Annotated in this window: 18 protein-coding genes; 7 read left to right on the top strand and 11 right to left on the bottom strand. The window is 68.7% G+C overall.

Features of this window, described 5'->3' with window-relative positions:
- Nucleotides 1-184 precede the first annotated feature (184 nt).
- Nucleotides 185-1,303 carry a 3-dehydroquinate synthase gene (aroB, locus tag ACWCPQ_RS15555; protein WP_449899014.1) on the top strand — a complete coding sequence of 373 codons (1,119 nt, stop codon included), beginning with the start codon at nucleotides 185-187 and terminating at the stop codon, nucleotides 1,301-1,303.
- Nucleotides 1,304-1,436: 133 nt separating this feature from the next.
- Here the strand turns inward: aroB and ACWCPQ_RS15550 are convergent, their stop codons facing one another.
- The 7 genes from ACWCPQ_RS15550 to ACWCPQ_RS15520 form a co-directional block, all read right to left on the bottom strand.
- The gene (locus tag ACWCPQ_RS15550; protein ID WP_449899012.1) at nucleotides 1,437-1,907 is read right to left on the bottom strand and encodes a B-4DMT family transporter; all 471 of its coding nucleotides are present in this window, start codon (nucleotides 1,905-1,907) and stop codon (nucleotides 1,437-1,439) included.
- A 72-nt stretch (nucleotides 1,908-1,979) separates the two neighbouring features.
- On the bottom strand, nucleotides 1,980-2,807 hold the full coding sequence (locus tag ACWCPQ_RS15545; RefSeq protein ID WP_449899009.1) for a shikimate dehydrogenase: 828 nt from the start codon (nucleotides 2,805-2,807) through the stop codon (nucleotides 1,980-1,982).
- Entirely contained in the window at nucleotides 2,797-4,287 is a 1,491-nt protein-coding gene (locus tag ACWCPQ_RS15540; RefSeq protein ID WP_449899008.1) for an endolytic transglycosylase MltG, read from the bottom strand. Before ACWCPQ_RS15540 ends, ACWCPQ_RS15545 begins: the two co-directional genes overlap by 11 nt.
- The gene (ruvX, locus tag ACWCPQ_RS15535) at nucleotides 4,284-4,883 is read right to left on the bottom strand and encodes a Holliday junction resolvase RuvX (RefSeq protein WP_449899006.1); all 600 of its coding nucleotides are present in this window, start codon (nucleotides 4,881-4,883) and stop codon (nucleotides 4,284-4,286) included. The genes ACWCPQ_RS15540 and ruvX overlap by 4 nt, the downstream gene beginning before the upstream one ends.
- Entirely contained in the window at nucleotides 4,883-7,555 is a 2,673-nt protein-coding gene (gene alaS / locus ACWCPQ_RS15530) for an alanine--tRNA ligase (protein WP_449899003.1), read from the bottom strand. The genes ruvX and alaS overlap by 1 nt, the downstream gene beginning before the upstream one ends.
- 36 nt (nucleotides 7,556-7,591) lie before the next feature.
- Nucleotides 7,592-8,968: a replication-associated recombination protein A gene (locus ACWCPQ_RS15525; RefSeq protein WP_449899001.1), complete on the bottom strand. Its 1,377-nt coding sequence runs from the start codon at nucleotides 8,966-8,968 to the stop codon at nucleotides 7,592-7,594.
- A gap of 90 nt (nucleotides 8,969-9,058) precedes the next feature.
- Nucleotides 9,059-10,225: a phosphotransferase family protein gene (locus ACWCPQ_RS15520; protein ID WP_449898999.1), complete on the bottom strand. Its 1,167-nt coding sequence runs from the start codon at nucleotides 10,223-10,225 to the stop codon at nucleotides 9,059-9,061.
- 213 nt (nucleotides 10,226-10,438) lie between these two features.
- Here ACWCPQ_RS15520 and ACWCPQ_RS15515 point away from each other — a divergent pair, with 213 nt between their 5' ends.
- Entirely contained in the window at nucleotides 10,439-11,446 is a 1,008-nt protein-coding gene (locus tag ACWCPQ_RS15515) for a hypothetical protein (RefSeq protein WP_449898996.1), read from the top strand.
- A gap of 64 nt (nucleotides 11,447-11,510) precedes the next feature.
- On the opposite strand, the gene aspS is transcribed toward ACWCPQ_RS15515, so the two are convergent.
- The gene (gene aspS / locus ACWCPQ_RS15510; protein WP_449898994.1) at nucleotides 11,511-13,337 is read right to left on the bottom strand and encodes an aspartate--tRNA ligase; all 1,827 of its coding nucleotides are present in this window, start codon (nucleotides 13,335-13,337) and stop codon (nucleotides 11,511-11,513) included.
- Between the two features lie 145 nt (nucleotides 13,338-13,482).
- Between aspS and ypfJ the strand changes: the two genes are divergently transcribed.
- Entirely contained in the window at nucleotides 13,483-14,409 is a 927-nt protein-coding gene (gene ypfJ, locus ACWCPQ_RS15505) for a KPN_02809 family neutral zinc metallopeptidase (RefSeq protein WP_449898992.1), read from the top strand.
- 18 nt (nucleotides 14,410-14,427) lie between these two features.
- Here the strand turns inward: ypfJ and ACWCPQ_RS15500 are convergent, their stop codons facing one another.
- A complete protein-coding gene (locus ACWCPQ_RS15500; protein ID WP_449898989.1) occupies nucleotides 14,428-16,047 on the bottom strand; it encodes a hypothetical protein in 1,620 nt (539 codons plus the stop codon).
- Complete coding sequence (locus tag ACWCPQ_RS15495; protein ID WP_449898987.1) at nucleotides 16,044-16,361, bottom strand: type VII secretion target; 318 nt, start codon at nucleotides 16,359-16,361, stop codon at nucleotides 16,044-16,046. The genes ACWCPQ_RS15500 and ACWCPQ_RS15495 overlap by 4 nt, the downstream gene beginning before the upstream one ends.
- 201 nt (nucleotides 16,362-16,562) lie before the next feature.
- Here ACWCPQ_RS15495 and ACWCPQ_RS15490 point away from each other — a divergent pair, with 201 nt between their 5' ends.
- The 4 genes from ACWCPQ_RS15490 (at nucleotide 16,563) to ACWCPQ_RS15475 (ending at nucleotide 22,009) form a co-directional block, all read left to right on the top strand.
- Nucleotides 16,563-17,564 (top strand): NAD-dependent epimerase/dehydratase family protein, encoded by a 1,002-nt coding sequence (locus ACWCPQ_RS15490; RefSeq protein WP_449898985.1) that lies wholly within the window; start codon nucleotides 16,563-16,565, stop codon nucleotides 17,562-17,564.
- Nucleotides 17,565-17,595: 31 nt separating this feature from the next.
- Nucleotides 17,596-18,612, top strand: coding sequence for an Rv2578c family radical SAM protein (locus tag ACWCPQ_RS15485; protein WP_449898984.1), 1,017 nt, complete (start codon nucleotides 17,596-17,598; stop codon nucleotides 18,610-18,612).
- A 350-nt stretch (nucleotides 18,613-18,962) separates the two neighbouring features.
- Nucleotides 18,963-20,924 (top strand): 2-oxoacid:acceptor oxidoreductase subunit alpha, encoded by a 1,962-nt coding sequence (locus tag ACWCPQ_RS15480; RefSeq protein WP_449898983.1) that lies wholly within the window; start codon nucleotides 18,963-18,965, stop codon nucleotides 20,922-20,924.
- The gene (locus ACWCPQ_RS15475) at nucleotides 20,921-22,009 is read left to right on the top strand and encodes a 2-oxoacid:ferredoxin oxidoreductase subunit beta (protein ID WP_449898980.1); all 1,089 of its coding nucleotides are present in this window, start codon (nucleotides 20,921-20,923) and stop codon (nucleotides 22,007-22,009) included. The genes ACWCPQ_RS15480 and ACWCPQ_RS15475 overlap by 4 nt, the downstream gene beginning before the upstream one ends.
- A gap of 46 nt (nucleotides 22,010-22,055) precedes the next feature.
- On the opposite strand, the gene ACWCPQ_RS15470 is transcribed toward ACWCPQ_RS15475, so the two are convergent.
- The gene (locus ACWCPQ_RS15470; RefSeq protein WP_449898978.1) at nucleotides 22,056-22,700 is read right to left on the bottom strand and encodes a hypothetical protein; all 645 of its coding nucleotides are present in this window, start codon (nucleotides 22,698-22,700) and stop codon (nucleotides 22,056-22,058) included.
- Nucleotides 22,701-22,710: the final 10 nt, after the last annotated feature.

The raw sequence follows: 22,710 nt of genomic DNA, 5'->3' as shown, positions 1-22,710 counted from the left end.
GCGCCGGCGAACCGAACCCCACCGGAACAGGGGACTGCGGTACCCAGCCCCCCGCCGCCCAGTCCACCGAGAACGGCCTGCGTACCCCCGGCCGGTCCCGGCGGGCGCGCGCCAGGCGGGCCCGGGCCCGCCGACAGCAACGAGACCAGGCCGAGCAGCCACAAACAGGATCGGAGCAGCACACGTGACAGAACCGACGCGTATCGAGGTCCGCACCGCCCAGCCCTATCCGGTGATCATCGGCCGCGGTTTGCTCGGAGACCTGGTCGAGGTGGTCACCGGTTCGGGCGGGGTACGGACCGTCGCCCTGTTCCATCAGCCTTCGCTGGTCGAGACCGCCGAGGTCGTACGCACCGCGCTGGCCGAGGCGGGCCTCGACGCGCACCGTATCGAGATCCCGGATGCCGAAGCGGGCAAGGAGCTGGCGGTCGCCGGTTTCTGCTGGGAGGTGCTCGGCCGGATCGGGCTGACCCGCAACGACGTAGTGGTCAGCCTCGGTGGTGGGGCGGCCACCGACCTCGCCGGTTTCGTCGCCGCGACCTGGATGCGCGGCGTGAAGATCGTGCACGTCCCCACCACATTGTTGGCCATGGTGGATGCCGCGGTCGGCGGTAAGACCGGGATCAACACCGAGGCCGGTAAGAACCTCGTCGGCTGTTTCCACGAACCCACCGCCGTACTGGTCGATCTGGTGACCCTGGAGACCGTGCCGCGCAACGAGATCGTCGCGGGGATGGCGGAGATCATCAAGGCCGGTTTCATCGCCGACCCGGCGATCCTCGACCTCGTCGAACGCGACCCGCAGGCCGCCCTGGATCCGACCGGCGAGGTGTTGCCGGAGCTGATCCGCCGGGCGGTGGCGGTCAAGGCGGAGGTGGTCGCGGCCGATCTCAAGGAGTCCGCGCTGCGCGAGATCCTCAACTACGGCCATACGCTGGGCCATGCGATCGAACGCCGGGAGCGCTACCGCTGGCGGCACGGCGCGGCGGTATCGGTGGGTCTGGTCTTCGCGGCCGAACTGGGCCGGCTGGCCGGCCGGCTCGACGATGCCACCGCCGACCGGCATCGCAGCATTCTGGAAAGCGTCGGCCTGCCCACCACCTACGATCCCGACGCGCTGCCGCAGTTGCTGGAGAGTATGCAGACCGATAAGAAGACCCGGTCGGGTGTACTGCGTTTCGTCGTGCTCGACGGACTCGGCAAACCGGGCCGGTTGGAGGGCCCCGACCCGGCCCTGCTGGCCGCCGCGTACTCGGCGGTCGCGGGCGCCGGATCGAGCGGAAGCGGCGCGATCCTGCTGTGAAACGGCAGGACCCGTCGTGATGTGACAGTTCGAGGGCCGCGATCGCCGGGATCGTGGCCCTCGAAACTGTTGTGCGGCAGGGTTTCCGGCCGTTCTACTTCGATTCCGGCCACCTGCCGGATACGGCGGGCAGTCAGGCCGGTGAACCCAGGGCGGGCGGAACACCACCGGCGACACGCTCGTTGTCGCGGGTGCCCAGCCACCGGCCGACAGCCACCCCGATGAGCCCGGGAACGAATATCAGCAGCACGATGAACGCCGACGCGGCCGTGGCCTCGAACAGCAGCCCGCCGTCGCCGAGATCGAACTCGGGCAGGAAATCCAGCAGCCAGGACACCAGGCCGCAGCCGATACCGGCGACCACCGCGGTCTGCAGCCAGTGGATCGTCAGATCCGCACCGTGCTCGGGATTCGGATGCTCGTGACGGTCGGCCCGGCCGTCGCGCAGGCCCCAGGCCACCGCCGCACCGATCAGTACCACCAGGCACAGCAGCCGCAACCACACTCCGTACGTCGGGATGTATCCCATCGCGAACCCCAGGAGTACCCGTAGCGCGACGGCCAGTCCACCGAGCGCCAGTGCCCGCAACAACCACGCAGTCATGCCGATCACCATAGCTCCCCGCGCACCGAACTAGAACCCGTTACAGATATTCACCGGGATCCGGGCACCCGTTCACCCCGAGTCGGCGAGCGCAGCGGCCATCGCCTCCCGGGGCGCGGGCCGACCGGTGAACTGTTCGACCTGACCGTAGGCCTGTTCGAGCAACATCTGCAGACCGCCGATCACCGTGTGCCCGGCGGCCGCTACCGCTTCGGCCAGTGGTGTGGGCCACGGGTTGTACAGCGCGTCGAGTACCACGGGCGCGGCGGCCACCGACGCGGCGACCGCCGCGGCCGCCGGATACGGGACGGTGCTGACCACGGCGCCCGCGCTGCCACAGACCGCGGACAGTTCCAGCGCGTCGAATCCGATCACCCGGGCCCGCACACCGAGCTGCTCGGCGAGTTCCCGCGCATTCGCCGCCCGGCCCGCATCACGGGCGACGATTGTGACCGCCTGCGCACCGAGTTCGGTCAGGGCCAGCAGGGCGGGTCGCGCGGTGCCGCCCGCACCGAGCACCACTGCTTCGGTCAATTGCCTGACGCCACCGCCGCGCAACGCGCCCAGCACCCCGTCCACATCGGTGCAGTCGGCATGCCAGCCGGCCGCCGTGCGGACCAGAGTGTTGGCCGAACCGACGAGTACGGCGCGTTCGGTACGGCTCTGCGCGTACGCGAGTGCGGCCTCCTTACCCGGCATGGTCACCGACAGCCCGGCCCATTCCGGGCCGAGCCCGTCCACCAGTCCGGGCAGTTCCGCGGCGGTGCACTCGATTCGCTCGTAGTTCCAGTCCAACCCGAGCGCGCGATAGGCCGCCAGATGCAGCTGCGGTGACTTCGAATGGGTGATGGGGCTGCCGAGCACGGCGGCGCGGCGCGGCCCCGCCGGATCAGCGCCCACTGTCCAGGATTCCGCTCTCCAGCGCCAATTCGATGTTCTGCAAATGCTCGGAATAGCTCTCGGTGAACAGGGTTGTGCCCTGTTTGTCGACCGTCACGAAGTACAGCCAGGTACCGGGCGCGGGTTCCTCCATCGCCTCCAGGGCCGCGATCGACGGCGAGGAGATCGGAGTCGCGGGCAGCCCGGGCATCGCGTAGGTGTTCCATGCTGTGGTCTGGTTGCGATCGGCATCGGTGGTCGCGACCTCGGTCTTGTCGAGGGCGTAGTTGACCGTGGAGTCGAATTGCAGCGGCTGATCGATCCCCAGCCGGTTCACGATCACCCGGGCGACCTTGCTCATATCCTGGGGCAGCGCTTCACGTTCCACCAGGGAGGCGCCGATCAGCGTTTCGTACGGACTGAGCCCGTTGACCCGCCCCGATTCCAGCAGGCCGGTGGCCTCGTAGCTGCGGGCACTCTCGCTGACCAGCTGGTGCAGGATGTCCAGCGCGGATCCGCTCGGGTCGAAATCCCAACTGCCGGCCGCGATCAGTCCCTCGAGCTGGCGGGCACGATCGGGCACCGTGCGAACCGATTCCACCGCCCATTCGGGGACGCCGAGCGCGGCCAGATCGGTGGTCGCCCCGGCCTGCTCCAGTTGTTCGTAGGTGACGCAACGGCGTTCGGGTTCGGCGCCCACACAACTCGCGGCGGCGATCTTGGTGTAGATCCCCTCCTTACGTGCGCCGGTGTTCACATCGTGTTGATCGTGCAGTTGCCGCCCCTCGGAGACGACCACATTGCCGACCCGCGATCCGGGCGCCACCAGCGCGGCGACCGCGTCGGCAGCCGGACTGTGCACCGGGATCGCGTAGAAACCGGGCTGGAGCGCACTCATCCCCTCGTTCTGCACGGCAGCTTCGTAGAAGGCGGCGGAACTGGCGACGATTCCCGCATCCGCCATCGTCTCGGCGACCTCGCTCGCGGTATCGCCCGACTTCACCTGGACCACTACCGGCGCGCCGGCCGGACCGGCGAAATCCTCGGCCGGGGTGTAGCGGTTGACCAGCTTGTACACTCCAGCGCCGACGACCAGCACGAGCAACACCGCGGCGGCGGCCCAGATCAGCCGACGCCGGCCACCCTCCTGTTTGCGAGCGGCTTTCCGGGCCGCAGCCCGGCCACCACGGGCCGGCGCGGTCCGCGTACCGGTGCGGCGGCGGGATCGGGGCCGCGGCTCGGGTTCGGGCTCGGGCTCGTCGTCGAAATCGTCGTCGTATTCGTCGTCATCGACATAGCGGGGGATGACGGCGGTGTCGTCGTCCTCGAAAGGATCCCAGCCGTCCTCGGGCTCGTCGTCGTACCGGTCCGGCTCGTCGGTGACCGGCGTGGCGGATGCCCGGCGGGATCGTTCCCAGGCCTTGTCGTCACGGCGGTACCGCCGCTCTTCGACCTCGCGCTGCCGGAATCGCGCCTCCGCCTGCGCCCATCGATCCGTCATTCATCGTCTCCGGACAACGCGGTACGTGCCGCGTCCTCGGCCGACCTCATCACAGAACTCCGTTCGTCCAACCAGCTCTGCAGGATCGACACAGCAGCCGCCTGGTCGATCACCTGCCGCTGTCCACGCGCTCGAACACCGCTGTCCCGCAGAGAGCGTGCAGCAGACACCGTAGTCAAACGTTCGTCGGAAAGCCGGATCGGCACTTCGGGCAGCGAGTCGCGCAACCTTCCGGCGAACTCCGTTGCCATCCGCGCCGAGCTCCCTTTCTCGCCCCGCAGAGTGCGCGGCAGACCGACGATGATCTCCACTGCCTCGTACTCATGGGCGATTGCCACGATTCGCGCGATATCGGCGCCGGTGCCGGGTCCGGGGCGGGTATCACGTACGGCCCCGGCCGGGCGCCGCCCGGCCCGGCGGACACCGGTGTCGCGCGGCACAGTTTCCACAGGTGTCGCCAGTATCCCGTCGGGATCACTGGCCGCGACCCCGATCCGGACGCTGCCCACGTCGATTCCCAGCCGACGGCCCCGCCCCGGATCCGAGAGCGGATCGGGGCGGTCGACGGGAGGGTCGTCCTGCGCGCCCACCGCCATCAGCCGGCGGATGTGCCGATGTGCTCGCGCACTGCCGCCAGGCCCGCCTCGATTCCCGACGGATCCGAGCCCGCACCCTGGGCCATCTCCGGCTTACCACCACCGCGGCCCGCGATCCGCGGTCCGAAGACACCCACCAGATCACCGGCGGCGAAGCCCAGCGCCTGGGCGGGCTTGTTCACAGTCACCACGAAGGGTACTTTGCCCTCGTTATTTCCGAGCAACACCACAATGGCGGGAGTGGTGCCGAGACGCCCGCGGATATCGGTGGCCAGAGTGCGCAGATCACCGGCCGAGACGCCCTCGGGCGCGGCGGCAGCGACGAGCAGCACCTCACCCAGCCGCTCGGCGGTATCGGCGAAAGCGCCGGCCGACGACAGCACAGCGGCGATCTTGGTCCGCTCGAGTTCCTTCTCGGCGACCCGCAGCCGGTCCACCAACTGCTCGACCCGGCCCGGCACCTCGTCGGACGGCACCTTCAGCATCGAGGCGACCCCGGCGAGCAGCGCCCGCTCCTTGGCCAGGTGCCGGTAGGAGTCCAGGCCGACGAACGCCTCCACCCGCCGCACGCCCGAACCCACCGACGACTCGCCGAGCAGGGTGATGGGGCCGATCTGCGAGGAGTGCCCCACATGGGTGCCACCGCAGAGCTCCATGGAGAACGGGCCGCCCATCTCGACCACGCGAACCCGGTCGCCGTAGTTCTCCCCGAACAGCGCCAGGGCGCCCATCTCCTTGGCCTTGGGCAGATCGGTGACGAAGGTGTTCACCGGGAAGTCCGCGCCCACACCGTCGTTGGACACCGCTTCGATATCGGCCTTCTGCTGCTCGGTGAGCTGACCCTGCCAGTTGAAGTCGAAACGCAGGTAGCCCGGTTTGTTCAGCGAACCGGCCTGGACCGCGTTCGGGCCCAACACCTGCCGCAGCGCCGCGTGCACCATATGGGTACCGGAATGCCCCTGCGTGGCGCCGCGCCGCCAGGCCGGATCGACCTGGGCCAGCACCACATCACCCTCGGTGATCTGCCCCTGCTCGACGGTGCAGCGGTGCACCCACAGCTTCTTCGCGATCTTCTGTACATCGTTGACGACGAGTTTGGTGCCCGCCGCGGTGATGGTGCCGCGGTCGGCGATCTGTCCACCGGATTCCGCGTAGAGCGGGCTGCGATCCAGGATCACCTCGATATGGGTGCCCGCCGGTGCCGTCGGCACCCGGACCCCGTCGGAGATCAGCGCCAGGACATGCGCCTCGGAGGTCAGCTCGTCGAAGCCGGTGAACTCGGTATCGCCGCGATCGACCAGTTCCTTGTAGACGGAAAGATCGGCGTGCGCGTGTTTGCGCGCGTGCGCATCCTCCTTGGCCCGCCGGCGCTGTTCGGCCATCAGCGTGCGGAACCCGTCCTCGTCCACCGACAACCCGGCCTCCGCGGCCATCTCCAGGGTGAGATCGATCGGGAACCCGTAGGTGTCGTGCAGCGTGAAGGCGTCGGCACCGGAGATGGTGCCGGTACCACCGGTCGAGGCCTTGACCTGTTCGGCGGTCTCGTCGAACAGCTTCGACCCGGTGCTCAGCGTCTTACGGAAGGCCGTCTCCTCACCGACCGCGACGGTCTCTATACGCGAGTAGTCGGTGGCCAGCTCGGGGTAGGAGGGAGCCATGAGATCGCTCACCACCCGCATGAACTCGCTCATCACCGGCTGTTCGGCACCCAGCAACCGGGCCGAGCGCACGATTCGCCGCAGCAACCGGCGCAGCACGTAGCCGCGGCCGTCGTTACCGGGATTGACCCCGTCGGCGATCAGCATGGCCGAGGTGCGCGCGTGGTCGGCGATCACCCGGAAACGCACATCGTCGGCGTGCTCGACACCGTAGGAGCGGCCGGTGAGTTCCTCGGCCTTGTCGATGATGGGACGCAGCAGATCGGTCTCGTAGACGTTGTCGACGCCCTGGAGCAGCAGGGCGATGCGCTCGACACCCATCCCGGTGTCGATATTCTTCTTCGGCAGCACACCGACCGGCGGAAAGCCCAGCTTCGGGCTGTCCTCGCCACGGATGTCCTGCATGAAGACCAGGTTCCAGATCTCCAGGTACCGGTCCTCGTCGGCGACGGGACCGCCGTCACGACCGTATTCGGGGCCGCGGTCGTAGTAGATCTCCGAACACGGCCCACCGGGACCGGGGACCCCCATATCCCAGTAGTTGTCCTTACCGTCGCGGAACTGGATCCGCTCCTCCGGGATACCGGCCACCCGGCGCCAGATCTCGGCGGCCTCGGGATCGTCCTGATAGGCGGTGACCCAGATCCGCTCCGGATCGAATCCGTATCCGCCGTCCTCCTGCGAGTTGGTGATCAGCTCCCAGGCGAAGCGGATGGCGCCTTCCTTGAAGTAGTCGCCGAACGAGAAATTGCCCGCCATCTGGAAGAACGTATTGTGCCGCGTGGTGACGCCGACTTCCTCGATATCACCGGTGCGCACGCATTTCTGCACGCTGGTCGCGCGCGGGAACGGCGGGGTCTGCTGACCGAGGAAATACGGCTTGAACTGCACCATGCCCGCGTTCACGAACAGCAGGTTCGGGTCGTCGAGAATCAGCGATGCACTGGACACCTCTGTATGCCCGGCACTTACGAAATGGTCCAGGAACCGCCGTCTGATCTCGTGGGTCTGCACGAATACCCAGCCTACCGGTGCCCTGCACCCGAATTATCACCGAGCCGGGTTTCCGGGCCGCAGACCGCGGACGATCCTGCGCAATGCGCCCACCCGGGGCCCGACCGCCCGTTCGTGGCCGTGGTCGGTGGGGTGATAGTAGTCCACCCCCACGAGTTCGTCCGGGGGGTACTGCTGGGCGAGCACCCCGTCCGGGGCGTCGTGCGGGTAGCGGTAGCCCTGGGCGTTGCCGAGCCGCTCCGCCCCCGAATAGTGCCCGTCCCGCAGATGCGCGGGCACCGTCCCCGCCTTGCCGGCGGATACATCGGCCATGGCCGCACCGATGGCCGCGACCACCGCGCCCGACTTCGGCGCGGTGGCCAGATGGATGGTGGCCTGGGCCAGCGCCAGCCTGCCCTCCGGCAATCCGACCAGCTGCACCACCTGCGCCGCGGCGGTGGCGGTCTGCAAGGCGGTCGGATCGGCCATTCCGACGTCCTCGCTGGCATGGATCATCAGGCGGCGGGCGATGAACCGCGGGTCCTCCCCCGCGGTCAGCATCCGCGCCAGGTAGTGCAGTGCCGCGTCGACATCGGATCCGCGGATGGATTTGATGAAAGCACTGATCACGTCGTAGTGCTGGTCCCCGGCCCGGTCGTAACGGACGGCGGCCTTGTCGATACTGGCCGCCACCAGGTCCAAGCCCACCATCCCGTCCAGCGAGGATTCCGCCGAAGCCTCCAGCGCGGTGAGCGCGCGCCGCGCGTCACCGCCGGCGATCCGGACGATATGGTCGAGCGCTTCCTCGGTGACCGTGTACTGCCCGTCCAACCCACGCGGATCGGCGACGGCCCGCTCCAGGACCGCCCGGATATCGTCCGGACCGAGCGAATGCAACTGCAGAACCAGCGACCGGGACAACAGCGGCGCGACCACGGAGAACGACGGGTTCTCCGTGGTCGCGCCGACCAGCAGCACAATGCGATTCTCGACCGCGGCCAGCAACGCGTCCTGCTGCGTCTTGGAGAAGCGGTGCACCTCGTCGATGAACAGCACGGTCTGCTCGCCCGCCGTCAACCGCCGCCGCGAGATATCGATGACCGCGCGCACCTCCTTGACCCCCGCGGACAGCGCGGACAGCGCCTCGAAGCGCCGCCCGGTGGCCTGCGAGATCAGCGAGGCGAGCGTCGTCTTCCCGGTACCCGGCGGACCGTAGAGCAGTACCGACGCCGCACCCGACCCCTCGACCAGCCGCCGCAGCGGCGACCCGGGCCCGAGCAGATGCTGCTGTCCGACGACCTCGTCGAGCGAAGCGGGCCGCATCCGTACCGCCAGTGGCGCGTGGGCCCCGCCGTTCCGTGCGGCCCCGCCCGCGAAGGCGATATCCGGTGCGCCCGCCCCCGCACCGGGCATATCGAACAGACCCTCACTCATGACAGCGACCGTACCGCCCACCGCCGACACCCGTCCGGCGCGCACACCGGCCGTCCGGCGCTACCCGCGGCGCGCCCGCCGCGTCACCCCTCAGCTGAAGTGTTCGTCGAGGACGGCGCAGACCGCCTCGGCGAAGTCACCGACAGCGTCGTTGCCCAGGCAGCGCGCGTCTTCGGCCAGCCCCGCCCAGCGGTTGAGCAGCGCGTCCGAGCGCGGAACCGACAGACCGTGTTCCCGGGCCGAGGCAATGCGCGCGTGGTCGGCGGGCAGGAACCAGTAGGTGCTGAGCCATACCCAGATCAGCCGGGCTTCGAGGATCTTGTCCGCGAGCAATGCGTCGTCGGCGAGGGCCGGCCAGACACCGACCACTTCGGCGCGCCAGGCCTCCACCATCTGCAGAGCACGTTCGCGGGAGAGTTCGATATCGCAGAGGCATCCGGGGAAGGAGACCAGTGCATAGGCGATATCGAGAGTGGCGTCCCGAAATCCGCCCCATTCGTAGTCGAGGATGCGGGCACCCTCTTCGTTCAGGATCACATTGTCCGGGCACAGGTCCGACGGGCTGAAGGCACGGAACCGGCCACCGGTGAACAGACGCGCGCCGTGCGCGACCTGTTCGCTCACCTCGTCGGGAACCTCCATTCCCAATTCGCGTCGCAGCAGGGCCGGCATCTCCGCGACGGCGGATTCGGCCTGCTGGGCGATCCCGTCGACCCGGTGCACGACGTCGACTCGGCGCAGCAGCGCCACGAAATCGGGTTCGCGGCCCACGGTGGCGGCATGCATCCGGCCGAGCGCCTGCGCGAACGCCATCATGGCATTGCGGGTGGCCGGTTCGACACCGGAGCGCAGCACATCGGTGAGCTTGGTGTTCTCGCCCAGATCACTGAGGACCAGCAACCGGTCGGGCAGGGAGTGCGCGATCAGATACGCGCCGGGGCGTTCGCCGCGGCGGAGCGCGGTGGTGAACTGATAGGAGACCGCTTCCCGGAGGAAGGCCGAATCGACACTGGCGACGCCCGGGGTGACGGTGACGTTCTTCGGGTCCGAGACCGACCCGCGCACCTGCTTGATGATCAGGGTGCGGGGTAGGGAGAAGGCGTTCTCGGCGACCCGGACGCGTAGGACGGTCGTCCGTCCGCTACCGCTGAGTTCGGTAGGATCGCTCAGCTTCACCGGAGCACCCATTCGCTTTGTGAGCAACTGCTGTGCTGCGGATACGACTTCGGTGGCTCGTTCGGCCAGTAGTGCAGTCATCGCATCTCAAGTTACTCGCATTCGGTCACTTCTAGCGAGCGGTTGAACAACCTTTCCGTGTCGTTCGGCGTGTCCGCTGGGTCGCCCAGCCACCCCCGGCCCGCCGCTCGCCGCGCGACCGCCCTGCTTGACACCGCTGTGCGGGTCGGGTTTTCTCGATCTGAACTGCTGTGCGCCACACCGGAAACCAGCTGCGTCGAAAGGTATGCCAGCGTGACCGACACACCGCGTTCCGCCCCGGCCTCTCCCGGCGATCCGGCCGCCACAGGGGGACATCCCCCGGTACCCGATCCCCGACGCCCGGTCTCGGCGACCGAATCCGGTAGCGCCGCGGTGAGCAGCGACACCCCGCTGCCCGGAGTGCCGCCACCGGCGGGCAAACCGGGAGCAGCCCAGCAGCCGACCGTGGTGGAGACCTCCGCCGCGCCGCACCACCCCGACCCGACCGGGACCGCCGCGCCCGGTGACGGGGCCGCCGCGCCGCACGGCACCGGGGAAACCGGCGTGTCCCCCGGACAACCGGTGTACGGCCCGCCCGGCACGGGGCCGGACCCGAACGCGCAGGTCTACGGATACCAGGCGTACGGCACCGGCATTCCCGGCAATCTCGATATCGGGCACGCGCTCAGTTACGGCTTGGAGAAGTTCAAACGCAACCCCGGCCCGTGGGTCGCGGTCACCTCGCTCGGCCTGATCATCTACCTGGTCTTCTATCTGGTCGTCCGGGTCGTGGAACCGAACTCGATGCTCGGGCTGCTCGTCGTCTTCGCCGCGGTGATGACCGGATTGTGGCTGTTGCAGGCCGCCATGGTCCGCGGCGCCCTCTACGAGACCGACGGCTACCGTCCTGGTTTCGGCTCCTACTTCTACCTGGGCAGCATGGCGAACGCGTTCCTGACCGCGCTGCTGGCTTTTCTGGCCACCACCCTCGCGTCGGCGCTGTGCCTGCTACCCGGCATCGCGGTGGGGATCGGCTGTATGTTCTCGCTGCATTTCGCGATCGAACAGGGACAGAGCCCGGTAGAGGCCATCAAATCCAGCTTTCTGCTGGTGCTGCGTGATCCGGTCCGGGTAGTGCTCCTGGTACTGACCGTGATGGTGGTGACGGCGTTGGGCCTGCTGGCGTGCGGGTTCGGCCTGCTGATGGCCGGCCCGGTGGCGGTGCTCGCGGTGACCTACGCGTATCGCACGCTCACCGGGGGTCCGGTCTCGCCGGTATAGCGGGACCGGACGTACTCCCGGTTACAGGTCGCGGACGTGCGCGGCCCACGAGCCACCGCGTCCGTCAGGCGGAGCCGCCACTCGCCGCCGGGGCGGCTGCCACGCCGTTGCTCTCCGGCGCCTTGCCCGCGGGCCGCGGTACCGCATCCAGACCCGCTTCTTTGCGCTGCTGGGCGGTGATCGGGGCCGGCGCGTCGGTGAGCGGGTCGACACCGCCACCGGTCTTCGGGAACGCGATCACTTCCCGGATCGAGTCGAGCCCGGCCAGCAGTGCCACGATCCGGTCCCAGCCGAAGGCGATACCGCCGTGCGGCGGCGCACCGAAGGCGAACGCGTCGAGCAGGAAGCCGAACTTCTCCTGCGCCTCGTCTTCGCTGATGCCCATCACCTTGAACACGCGTTCCTGCACGTCCTTGCGATGGATACGGATACTGCCGCCACCGATCTCGTTGCCGTTGCAGACGATGTCGTAGGCGTAGGCGAGCGCGGCGCCGGGATCGGTGTCGAAGCTGTCCAGCGATTCCGGTTTCGGCGAGGTGAAAGCGTGGTGCACGGCCGTCCATGCCGAATGCCCGAGCGCCACATCGCCGCTGGCGGTCGCGTCGGCGGCCGGTTCGAACAGCGGGGCGTCCACGATCCACACGAACGACCACGCGTTCTCGTCGATGAGTCCGACCCGGTGCGCGATCTCCGAACGTGCCGCACCCAGCAGTGCGCGCTGCGCTTTGGCCGGGCCCGCGGCGAAGAACACGCAGTCACCCGGCACGGCGCCGACATGTGCGGCCAGGCCCGCGCGCTCGTCCTCGGTGAGGTTCTTGGCCACCGGACCGGTGAGCGTGCCGTCCGCACCGACCAGCACATAGGCCAGGCCCTTGGCACCTCGCTGTTTGGCCCAGTCCTGCCAGGCATCGAGTTGGCGCCGCGGCTGGCCCGCGCCGCCCGGCATCACGACCGCGCCCACGTACGGCGCCTGGAACACCCGGAACGGTGTGTTCGCGAAGTACTCGGTGCATTCGGTGATCTCCACCCCGAAGCGGAGATCGGGTTTGTCGCTGCCGAACCGCCGCATCGCCTCGGCATAGGTCATATGCGGGATCGGTGTCGGAATCCGATACCCGATGAGCTCCCACAGCGCCACCAGAACATCCTCGGCCAGCAGGATGACATCCTCTTGGCGGACGAAGCTCATCTCCAGGTCGAGCTGGGTGAACTCGGGCTGGCGGTCGGCGCGGAAGTCCTCGTCGCGATAGCAGCGCGCGATCTGGAAGTATCGCTCGATTCCGCCCACCATGAGCAGCTGCTTGAACAGCTGCGGGCTCTGCGGCAGGGCGTAGAAGCTACCGGGCTGCAACCGGGCCGGTACCAGGAAGTCGCGGGCACCCTCGGGGGTCGAGCGGGTCAGGGTCGGGGTCTCGACCTCGACGAACTCGTGCCGGGCGAGCACCGAGCGCGCCGCGGCGTTGACCTTGGACCGCAGCCGGATGGCATGCGCGGGGCCCTCGCGCCGCAGGTCCAGGTAGCGGTACCGGAGCCGGGCTTCCTCACCGGGTTGTTCGTCGAGTTGGAAGGGCAGCGGGGCGCTCTCGTTGAGCACCTCGAGTTCCTTGACATCGACCTCGATCGCACCGGTCGGCAGTTCCGGGTTCTCGTTGCCCGCGGGCCGCTGTTCGACCACGCCGACGATCCGCACACAATATTCCGCCCGCAGCCGGTGCGACTGCTCGGCTGCCGGGCCTTCACGGAACACCGCCTGCGCCACACCGGAAGCGTCGCGCAGATCGATGAAGATCACGCCACCGTGGTCGCGCCGCCGGGCCACCCAACCGGAGAGGGTAACGGTCTGACCCGCCTGTTCACTTCGCAATGAACCGGCCAAGTGGGTGCGCAGCACGGTATTCCTTTCGACGGTCGGAGTACACCGGGACGGCCTCCGGATGCGGTTGCCATCGTAGTGCGCCGCGCCGAGCGGACGTAAACGGATATATTGCGAGCACCCGAGCATGTTGCGGCGAACACGTTCACAGACGGGATCAGTCATGACCTTCAACGAGGGAGCACAGATCGACCCCGGCCGTGCCTCGTCGGGCGGCGGCCCCGGCCGGGGCGGCAAACTCGCCCTGGGCGGTGGCGCCGGAGGATTGATCGTCCTGGTGCTCGCCCTGCTGCTCGGCGGCGACCCCGGTTCGGTACTCGGTCAGTTCACCGGAGCCGAGGATCTGGAACAGCGCACGGGCGAAACAGCGGGGACGCCCGAGCACTGCCGCACCGGCGCGGACGCCAACAGATATGTGGACTGCCGGGTCGTGCTCACCGCGCAGAGCCTGGATTCGGTCTGGTCGACGGAACTGCCCGAACAGACCGGTACCGCCTACGAAGCACCCGGGCTCCGCTTGTTCACCGGCGGTATCTCCACCGGCTGTGGCTACGCGAGCAGCGAGGTGGGGCCCTTCTACTGCCCCACCGATCGGACCGCCTATTTCGATATCGGGTTCTTCCAGGACCTGGTGGACCGGTTCGGCGCGAGCGGCGGGCCGCTGGCGCAGGAGTACGTGGTGGCGCACGAGGTCGGCCACCATATCCAGAATCTGCTCGGCGATATCGGGCGGGCCCAGCAGGATCCCCGGGGCCCGGAATCCGGTGCCGTGCGTACCGAACTCCAGGCGGATTGCTACGGGGGCCTCTGGGCCCACTATGCCGACAAGACCCCGGCGCCCGGTTCGGATACACCACTTCTGGTACCACTGACCGATATCGATATCCAGGACGCGCTGTCCGCCGCCTCCGCGGTCGGCGACGACCGGATCCAGGAGGCCGCACGCGGCCGGGTGAACCCGGAGGCGTGGACACACGGCGCCTCCGAACAGCGGCAGAAATGGTTCCTCACCGGGTATCGCACCGGCGAGGTATCGGCGTGCGACACCTATTCTGCGGCCGACTTGAGCAATCCGGTGGGGTTCCGCTGACCCACCGGTGCCGGCGGCTCAGAACTGGTTGTCGTAGCCGGCGTCCTCGTCGGGGTCCACCGCACCGATGACCTCGGGCGCGGATTCCCCGAGCGGCCCCGTGAGATCGTCGTTACCGGTGGCGCTGCGGTAGGGATCGACCGTGCGGGAGTGTTCCTCGTCGTTGTTGCGCTGTCCGGCGGCACCGGCCGGCGACCCACCCATGAAGGAACTCGACGCGGGCGTGGTGGCTGCGGGCATACCGGCGGGCAGCGCGCCCGGGCGGAGCAGATTGGCCAGCGGCGGCTGTGCGGCGCCGGGGGCACCGGGTACCGACGGCGAGCCGGGTGTCCCCGGCAAGCCCGGCGATGCTGTGGACGGTCCGGGGCCGCCGGTGCCGAGACCGGGGCCGCCCGGTGTGGTGCTCGGACTGCCTACGTCGAGCCCGGCCAGGGTGGTGGCGGCCGGGTCGTCCGTCGAAGAGCCCAGGACCGATTCGAGATCCGAGGTATCGGAGGCCATACTCTGCGCCTGCTGCATGAGCGGCTCACCGACGCTCTGGGCGACGTTCTGGGCGGCCTCGGCGGCCTGCTGGCCGTCGACACCCACCAGGTTCTGCACCATGCCGCCCAGTTCGGCGGTCTTGCCGGCGAGATCACCGCGGGTGGCGTTGGCGACGATCACGGCCTGACCCAGATGTTCGGTGGCCGAGGCGATGAGCGCCGTCTGCGCGGGCGGGGTCATCACCACCGGGGCGAGCGCCACGGCCTGGCCGATGAACGAGCCGGCGATGGTGCTGAGCTGCGCGTTTCCCTGCTGGACCACCGATGCGGCGGCCTGGGTGAGGGCGGCGATATCGATACCGCGCTGACTCGTCTGCAAGCCGGAGTTGTTCGCCTCCTGCCCGGCGGTCTGGGCGGTCTGGGAGGCGTCGCTCTCCCAGGCCTGCCCCATGGCGGTCAGGCTGCTCTTGCCCACGCTCATGGCGGTCTCGATGATCGCCGAGGACTGACTCAGGATCGCGGTGGGGTCCAGGGCGCCGATGACTCCGGTACCGAAACTGCTCAGCAGATCGCGGATCGGCTGGAACAACACATCGATACCTGGCAGGGCGGGCAGGGCGGCGCCGCCGAGCAGTGCCGCGACCGGGTCGGAGGGAAGCGCCGGTGCGGCGGCCGCCGGAGTGCCGGCCGCCGACGCGGCAGGGGCACCCCCACCCGCGGCAGCGCCACCGGCCGCGGTGTTCGACGCCTGACCGAGCACACCCTCGGCGGTATCCAGCACCGGCGCCGCGGCCTGATGGACGGCGCCGAGCAACTGGTTCGCCTGATCGGATGCTTCGTCGGCCACACCGGACAGAATGTCCTGCGCATCGGCCGCGTCTCCGCTGAGCCCGGACAGTCCCGGCAGACCCGCGCCGGGCATTCCCGTCGCCGCGGGACCGTCATCGGAGATCCGCTGGGACAGGACGAACTCCGGCGCTTCCACCGGCTGCTCACCCGCGGGGAGCTGGGCCAGCGGTACATCCTGGATGGCGGCGCCCGGGTCCGGCTGCACCGACGGCGCCGCGGTCTCCGGAACGCGCGCGGGTGCGGTCGGCACCGCGTGGAGTTCGGGCGCGATCACGCCCGCCGACGCCGTGGTGTCGAGCGGCTTCACAACGCACCTCCGGCAGCGCCGAGCACACCGGCCGTGCCGTCGTCGGTCACGTCGTAGCCGAGCGCGGAAGTGAAGGCCGCGTCCGACAGCTTTCGATACTTGTCCGAGAGATCGTTGATATCGCGTGCCTGCAGCACCTGAGCGGCAGCGAACATGGCCAGGTAGTCGGCACCGATCAAACCGAAAACCGGTGTCAGTGCGGCGACATTGGCCACGGCGTCGATATTGCCCGCCGCCGCGATCTCGGTTCCGATCCCGGAATTCGTGATTCCGAACGCGCGCAGGGCTTCGGTTGCTACCGAGACATCACTCATCGAGCTCCCCCCTCATTCTTCGTGAACTTCATCGTGGCCACCGCGTGGAACGTCTTGTATGCCGCAACGACGCACACCCCTTGCGGCACCAAATGGTTGCCGCCCGAATATAGCCCACTCGACCGGCCGCACACGAGAGACAACGAGGCGGCAAAACTAGAACATGTTGCAAATTAGAACGAGTTCTATATTCTCGTCTCCATGAAGGTCGCAGTGACCGGCGCAGCCGGCTACCTGGGTACGAATCTGCTCCCGCTGCTCGCCGAGCGCGGCGACGACATCGTCGCCATCGACCGGGTGGCGCCGCGGCAGCCCGGCGCGGCGAACATCACCTGGGTGAGCGCCGACGTGCTGGACCCCGAATCCATGCGGTCGGCCCTCGACGGGGCCGAGATCGTCTACCACCTGGTCGCGGTGATCACCCTCGCCGACAAACACGACCTGGCCTGGCGGGTGAACACCGAGGGAGTCCGGGTGGTCGCCGAGGCCGCACACGCCGTCGGCGCCCGCCGGTTCGTGCACGCCAGCTCGATCCACGCCTTCGACCAGTACAGCTGCGGGGGCAGTATCGACGAGACGACCCTGCGCTCCACCGAGGCGAGCCTGCCGGTCTACGACCGTTCCAAATGGCAGGGCGAGATCGAGTTGCGCACTGTCGTCGAAGCCGGCCTGGACGCGGTGATCTGCAATCCCACCGGCGTTTTCGGTCCGGCGGACCACGGGACCCCGCTGTCCCGGATCAATCGCTCGCTGCGCGATGCGGCGCGCGGCCGTATTCCGGCCATGATCGACGGCGGCTTCGACCTCGTGGATGTCCGCGATGTCGCGCGCGGCCTGCTCCTGGCCGGGGAACACGGCCGGACCGGGGAGAATTATCTGATCGGCGGCGAGATGATCTCCATGCTGGAGCTCTGCCGGACTGCCGCTCGGCACGGCGGGAAGAAGGGGCCGCGATTCTCCATCTCGCCGAAGCTCGTCTCGGGTCTCATTCCCGTGATGGAACCGATCGGTAAGCGGCTCGGCACCGATATCGTCTCGAAGGCCGCGCTCGGCGCGCTGATCTCGGCGCCACTGGTGGACCACGGCAAGGCCACGCGCGAACTCGGGTATCAGCCGCGCCCGATCGACGTCACCGTGCGAGATCTGGTGGCGTTCTTCGCCGATCCGCACGCCCCCCTGCCCGATTTCACGCCGACTGCTTGACAGCACTTAGAACGCGTGTTCGACTGGTCCGGTGCGGTGGCAGAACCAAACCCTGGACGCCGACGACGGCGCGCTGCCCGGCCTCGACCGGGCCGGGTTCGCCCGCACCGTACAGACTCCCGAGTTCGACGGGATCACTTTCCACGAGGTGCTCTGCAAGAGTGCCCTGAACAAGGTCCCCGACGAATCGAACCTGCCGTTCCGGTGGACGGTCAATCCCATGCGCGGATGCTCGCACGGCTGCCGGTACTGCTTCGCGCGCGGATCGCACGAATACCTGGATCTCGACGCCGGAACCGATTTCGACACCCAGATCGTGGTGAAGACCAATATCGCCGCGGTGCTGCGCCGAGAACTCACCCGCCGGTCCTGGCACCGGGAGAAAGTGGCACTGGGCACCAACACCGATCCCTATCAGCGAGCCGAGGGCCGATACCGGCTGATGCCCGGAATCATCGGCGCCCTCACCGATTCCGGGACGCCGTTCTCCATTCTCACCAAGGGCACCCTGCTGCACCGGGACCTGCCACTGCTCACGCTCGCCGCGCGTGAGGTGCCGGTGCACATCGGAATATCGCTGGCCCTGCTGGAACCCGAACTGCACCACGGCCTGGAACCCGGCACACCGTCCCCGCGTGCCCGGCTCGATCTGGTACGTGCCTGCAGTGACGCCGGATTCGCGGTGAACATCATGGTGGCGCCGGTGATCCCGTACCTCACCGACGGCCGAACCCAGCTCGACGAACTCTTCGGTGAGCTGGCCGGGGCGGGCGCGGTGTCGGCGGTCGCCCTGCCGCTGCACCTGCGCGGGAGCACGAGGGGATGGTTCCTGGGCTGGCTGGCCGAACATCATCCGGCGCTGCTGCGCCGGTACCGGCAGCTGTACCGGCGCGGCGCGGTCGTCGCCCCCGAGTACGCGGGCTGGTTGCGCGAACGTATCGATCCACTGCTGGAACGGCACGGCCTGCTCCCGGAACGCGCGGACGAGCCCCGGACTCCACCCGCCACCGAACCCCGAACCCCTCCCCAGCTCGAGCTGTTCGCCTGACCCCACTTCGCCCCCACTTCGCCGCTTCGAACTGCCCGAAGCCGAGCCGCCGAGCGAACAAAAAGGGCGCCCCAGCGAAGCCGCGGGCGCACACAACGTGCACCGCCGCAGCGAACGCGGACGTCCGCACGACGCGCACCGCCGCAGCGAACGCGGAGGTACGCAAAGAGCGCACGGCCGCAGCGAACGCGGAGGTACGCCTACGCTGGTAGGTACCGGACACACAGACGCACCCGCGCCTCGTTCCGCTCCCGCCGCCGACCCGGCCCGCGCTTTTCCGGCGCGGCGACCCCGCACCGGGGTAGGTTGGCGACCGGCAGCTCATTTCGACGAGGAAGTGAAGCACGCATATGGTTTCGCACCACGACAGCATCGGCCGCCCCGAGACCGCGGACGCCGGAAAAAGCTCCGGCACAGCGGAATTGGATCGCGTCGTCATCCGCTTCGCGGGCGATTCCGGCGACGGTATGCAACTCACCGGCGACCGGTTCACCCATGAGGCGGCGGCCTTCGGCAACGATCTCGCCACTCAGCCCGATTTCCCCGCCGAGATCCGGGCACCACAGGGGACGCTGCCGGGTGTCTCGTCGTTCCAGATCCAGATCGCCGATCACGATATTCTCACCGCCGGCGATCGGCCGGATGTCCTGGTCGCGATGAACCCGGCCGCGTTGAAGGCCGATCTGGGCGAGTTGCCGCGCGGGGGCACCGTCATCGTCAACACCGACGAATTCACCAAGCGCAATCTCGCCAAGGTCGGCTACGCTGCCGATCCGCTGGCCGACGACAGCCTCGCCGACTTCGTGGTGCATCAGGTGCCGATGACCTCGCTCACGCTGGCCGCCACCGAATCGACCGGGGTCGGCAAGAAGGACGGGCAACGCGCCAAGAACATGTTCGCGCTGGGGCTGCTGTCCTGGATGTACGGGCGGCCCATCGGCGGCACCGAGAAATTCCTGCGGGAGAAGTTCGCCGCGAAACCGGATATTGCCGAGGCCAATATCCTCGCCTTCCGTGCCGGTTGGAACTACGGCGAGACCGCCGAGGCGTTCGCCACCACCTACCGCATCGCCCCGGCCGTTCTCCCCGCCGGCACCTACCGGCAGATCACCGGTAACACGGCACTGGCGTACGGCCTGATCACCGCCGGTTCACTCGCGGGTCTGCCGCTGTTCCTGGGTACCTATCCGATCACCCCGGCCTCCGATATCCTGCACGAACTCAGCAAACACAAGAATTTCGGGGTGACCACCTTCCAGGCCGAGGACGAGATCGCCGGGATCGGCGCGGCGCTGGGAGCGTCCCTCGGCGGCGCGCTGGGGGTCACCAGCACCTCGGGCCCCGGTCTGGCGTTGAAGAGCGAGACGGTCGGTTTGGCCGTGATGACCGAACTGCCGCTGGTGATCGTGGATGTGCAACGCGGTGGCCCGTCAACCGGGCTACCCACCAAAACCGAGCAGGCCGATCTGTTGCAGGCGCTCTTCGGGCGCAACGGCGAATCCCCGGTGGCCGTCCTGGCGCCGCGTTCTCCCGCCGACTGCTTCGCCGTCGCGGTCGAGGCCGCGCGGATCGCCCTCACCTACCGGACGCCGGTGCTGCTGCTCTCCGACGGTTCGATCGCCAACGGATCCGAGCCGTGGTCCATCCCGGCGGTGAACGAACTCGAACCGATCGACCCGGGTTTCGATACCGCCGACGAGGACGATTTCCGGCCGTATGCCCGCGATCCGGAAACGCTGGCGCGCTCGCTCGCGGTGCCGGGCACCGCGGGCCGCGCCCATCGGATCGGTGGTCTGGAGAAGGCCGACGGTAGCGGCGATATCTCCTATGATCCGGCCAACCACGATCTGATGGTGCGGTTGCGGCAGGCCAAGATCGACGGAATCCCGGTACCGTCCGCCGAGGTGGACGATCCCGGCGGCGCGGCCGAGGTGCTGATGGTCGGCTGGGGTAGTTCCTACGGTCCGATCGGTGAGGCCTGCCGACGGGTCCGGCGCCGGGGCGGGCGGGTGGCGCAGGTGCATCTGCGGCATCTGAATCCGCTGCCGCCCGATCTGGGTGAGGTGCTGCGGCGCTATCCGACCGTGGTCGCGCCGGAGATGAACGGCGGCCAGCTGGCGATGCTGTTGCGGGCGAAGTACCTGGTGGATGTCCAGCCGTGGACCAAGGTCGCCGGTACGGCGTTCTCCGCCCAGGAACTCGTCGATGTCATCGACGCGGCACTGGACGGCACCCTGGCCGGCCTCGAACGCGACAAGGCCCGCGCCGCGCGGGCCCGGGCTACGTATCGTACGAACGGGGGCGCAGTATGACCATCGTCGAAACATCGCTGACCGGCACCGAGCTGGGGATCACCCCGGTCTCCGGCCTGTCCGGGGTACCGACCGCGGACGGTCCGCAGAAGGCCAAGGACTACACCTCGGACCAGGAAGTACGCTGGTGCCCCGGCTGCGGTGATTACGTCATCCTCGCCACCGTGCGGGGTTTCCTGGCCGATCTCGGCCTGCGCCGGGAGAATCTGATGTTCGTCTCCGGAATCGGCTGTTCGAGCCGGTTCCCCTACTACCTCGACGCCTACGGTATCCATTCCATCCACGGCCGCGCCCCGGCGATCGCCACCGGCCTGGCGGTGACCCGGCCGGATCTGTCGGTGTGGGTGGTCACCGGCGACGGCGACGCCCTCTCCATCGGCGGCAACCATCTGATCCACGCCCTGCGCCGCAACGTCAATATGACGATCCTGCTGTTCAACAACCGGATCTACGGGCTGACCAAGGGCCAGTACTCCCCCACCTCCGAACCGGGCAAGGTGACCAAATCGACGCCGATGGGTTCGGTGGACCACCCGTTCAACACCTTGTCGGTGGCCCTCGGGGCCGAGGCCACCTTCGCCGCGCGGGCGCTGGATTCCGACCGTACCGGTTTGAACGAGGTGCTGCGTGCGGCCGCCGAACACCGGGGCACCTCGTTCGTGGAGATACTGCAGGACTGCCCCATCTTCAACGACGGGTCCTTCGATGTGCTGCGCCGCGGTGACAGCGAATCCCGGCTCATCCGATTGCGCGACGGCGCCCCGCTACGGTTCGGCGCCGAGAACGAATTCGCGGTGGTACGGCGCGGGTTCGGGCTGGCGGTCGTTCCTGCGGCGAATGTGCCCGAGGGCGAGATCATCGTCCACGACGCGCATACCGACGACCCGGAATACGCCTACGCGCTCTCCCGCCTCTCCGATCAGGACCTCGACCATGTGGTCACCGGGGTCTTCCGAGCGGTGGATCGGCCCACCTACGACGACGGTGTCCGTGCCCAGACCGCCGCGGCGCGGGAACGGTTCCCGGTGACCGGCGATTCGCTGCAGAATCTGCTCACCGGACCGGAGACCTGGACCGTGGGCTGACCCGGACGGCGGATCGGAGAACGTAAATCCGCCGCCGGAACCCGGGTCAGTACAGGGTCGCGATCTCCGCGTCGGTCAGGACTATCGGTGTGACGTAGTCCTTGGCCCGGGTCAGGGTCACCGCCCGGTAGAGGGGACGTTCGGAAAGCGCCGCGTCGCGCGCTTCGGCGCGAAGTTGGTGTACCAGCAGATCGGCGACCGCGAGAGCCGCCGGGAGCTCGCTGCGCACGAGTGCGTCGGCCAGCCGCCGCAGCCCCAGCAGATGCAACTCCCGGCCGCTCCCGGCATCGGTGTACATCGCGAGCGGGACCAGCTGCCGGTCCGGTCCGGCGGTGAGGCGGAGAACCAGCCTGCTCAACCGCCCGGGATATACGAGAAGTTCCACCCCGGTGACCGCCGGAACATCCAGTGCCCGGGTCCGCGTCAAGGTCTGGGCACTGATCGTGGAACCGCACAGCCAGAGTCGGCGCCGCCGGGCCACCGCGACGTACCCCACGGCCGGTAGGGCCACCACCAGGACGGCGACCAGACCCGGGAACGGACCGAACACCACGCCGGTGACCGCACCGATTGCGAGGGCGAGAGCGAGGGCGACGAGTGCCAGCCGCCGCAGGACCGGCGCGTACACCTCGGGCGCCACCAGATCCAGCCCGATGCGTTGTCCGGCGTCGGGCGTGGGTGCATCGGTCACGGCAGGCGCT

The sequence above is a fragment of the Nocardia sp. NPDC001965 genome (assembly GCF_053594175.1).
This window is presented reverse-complemented; position numbering and strand designations above follow the sequence as displayed.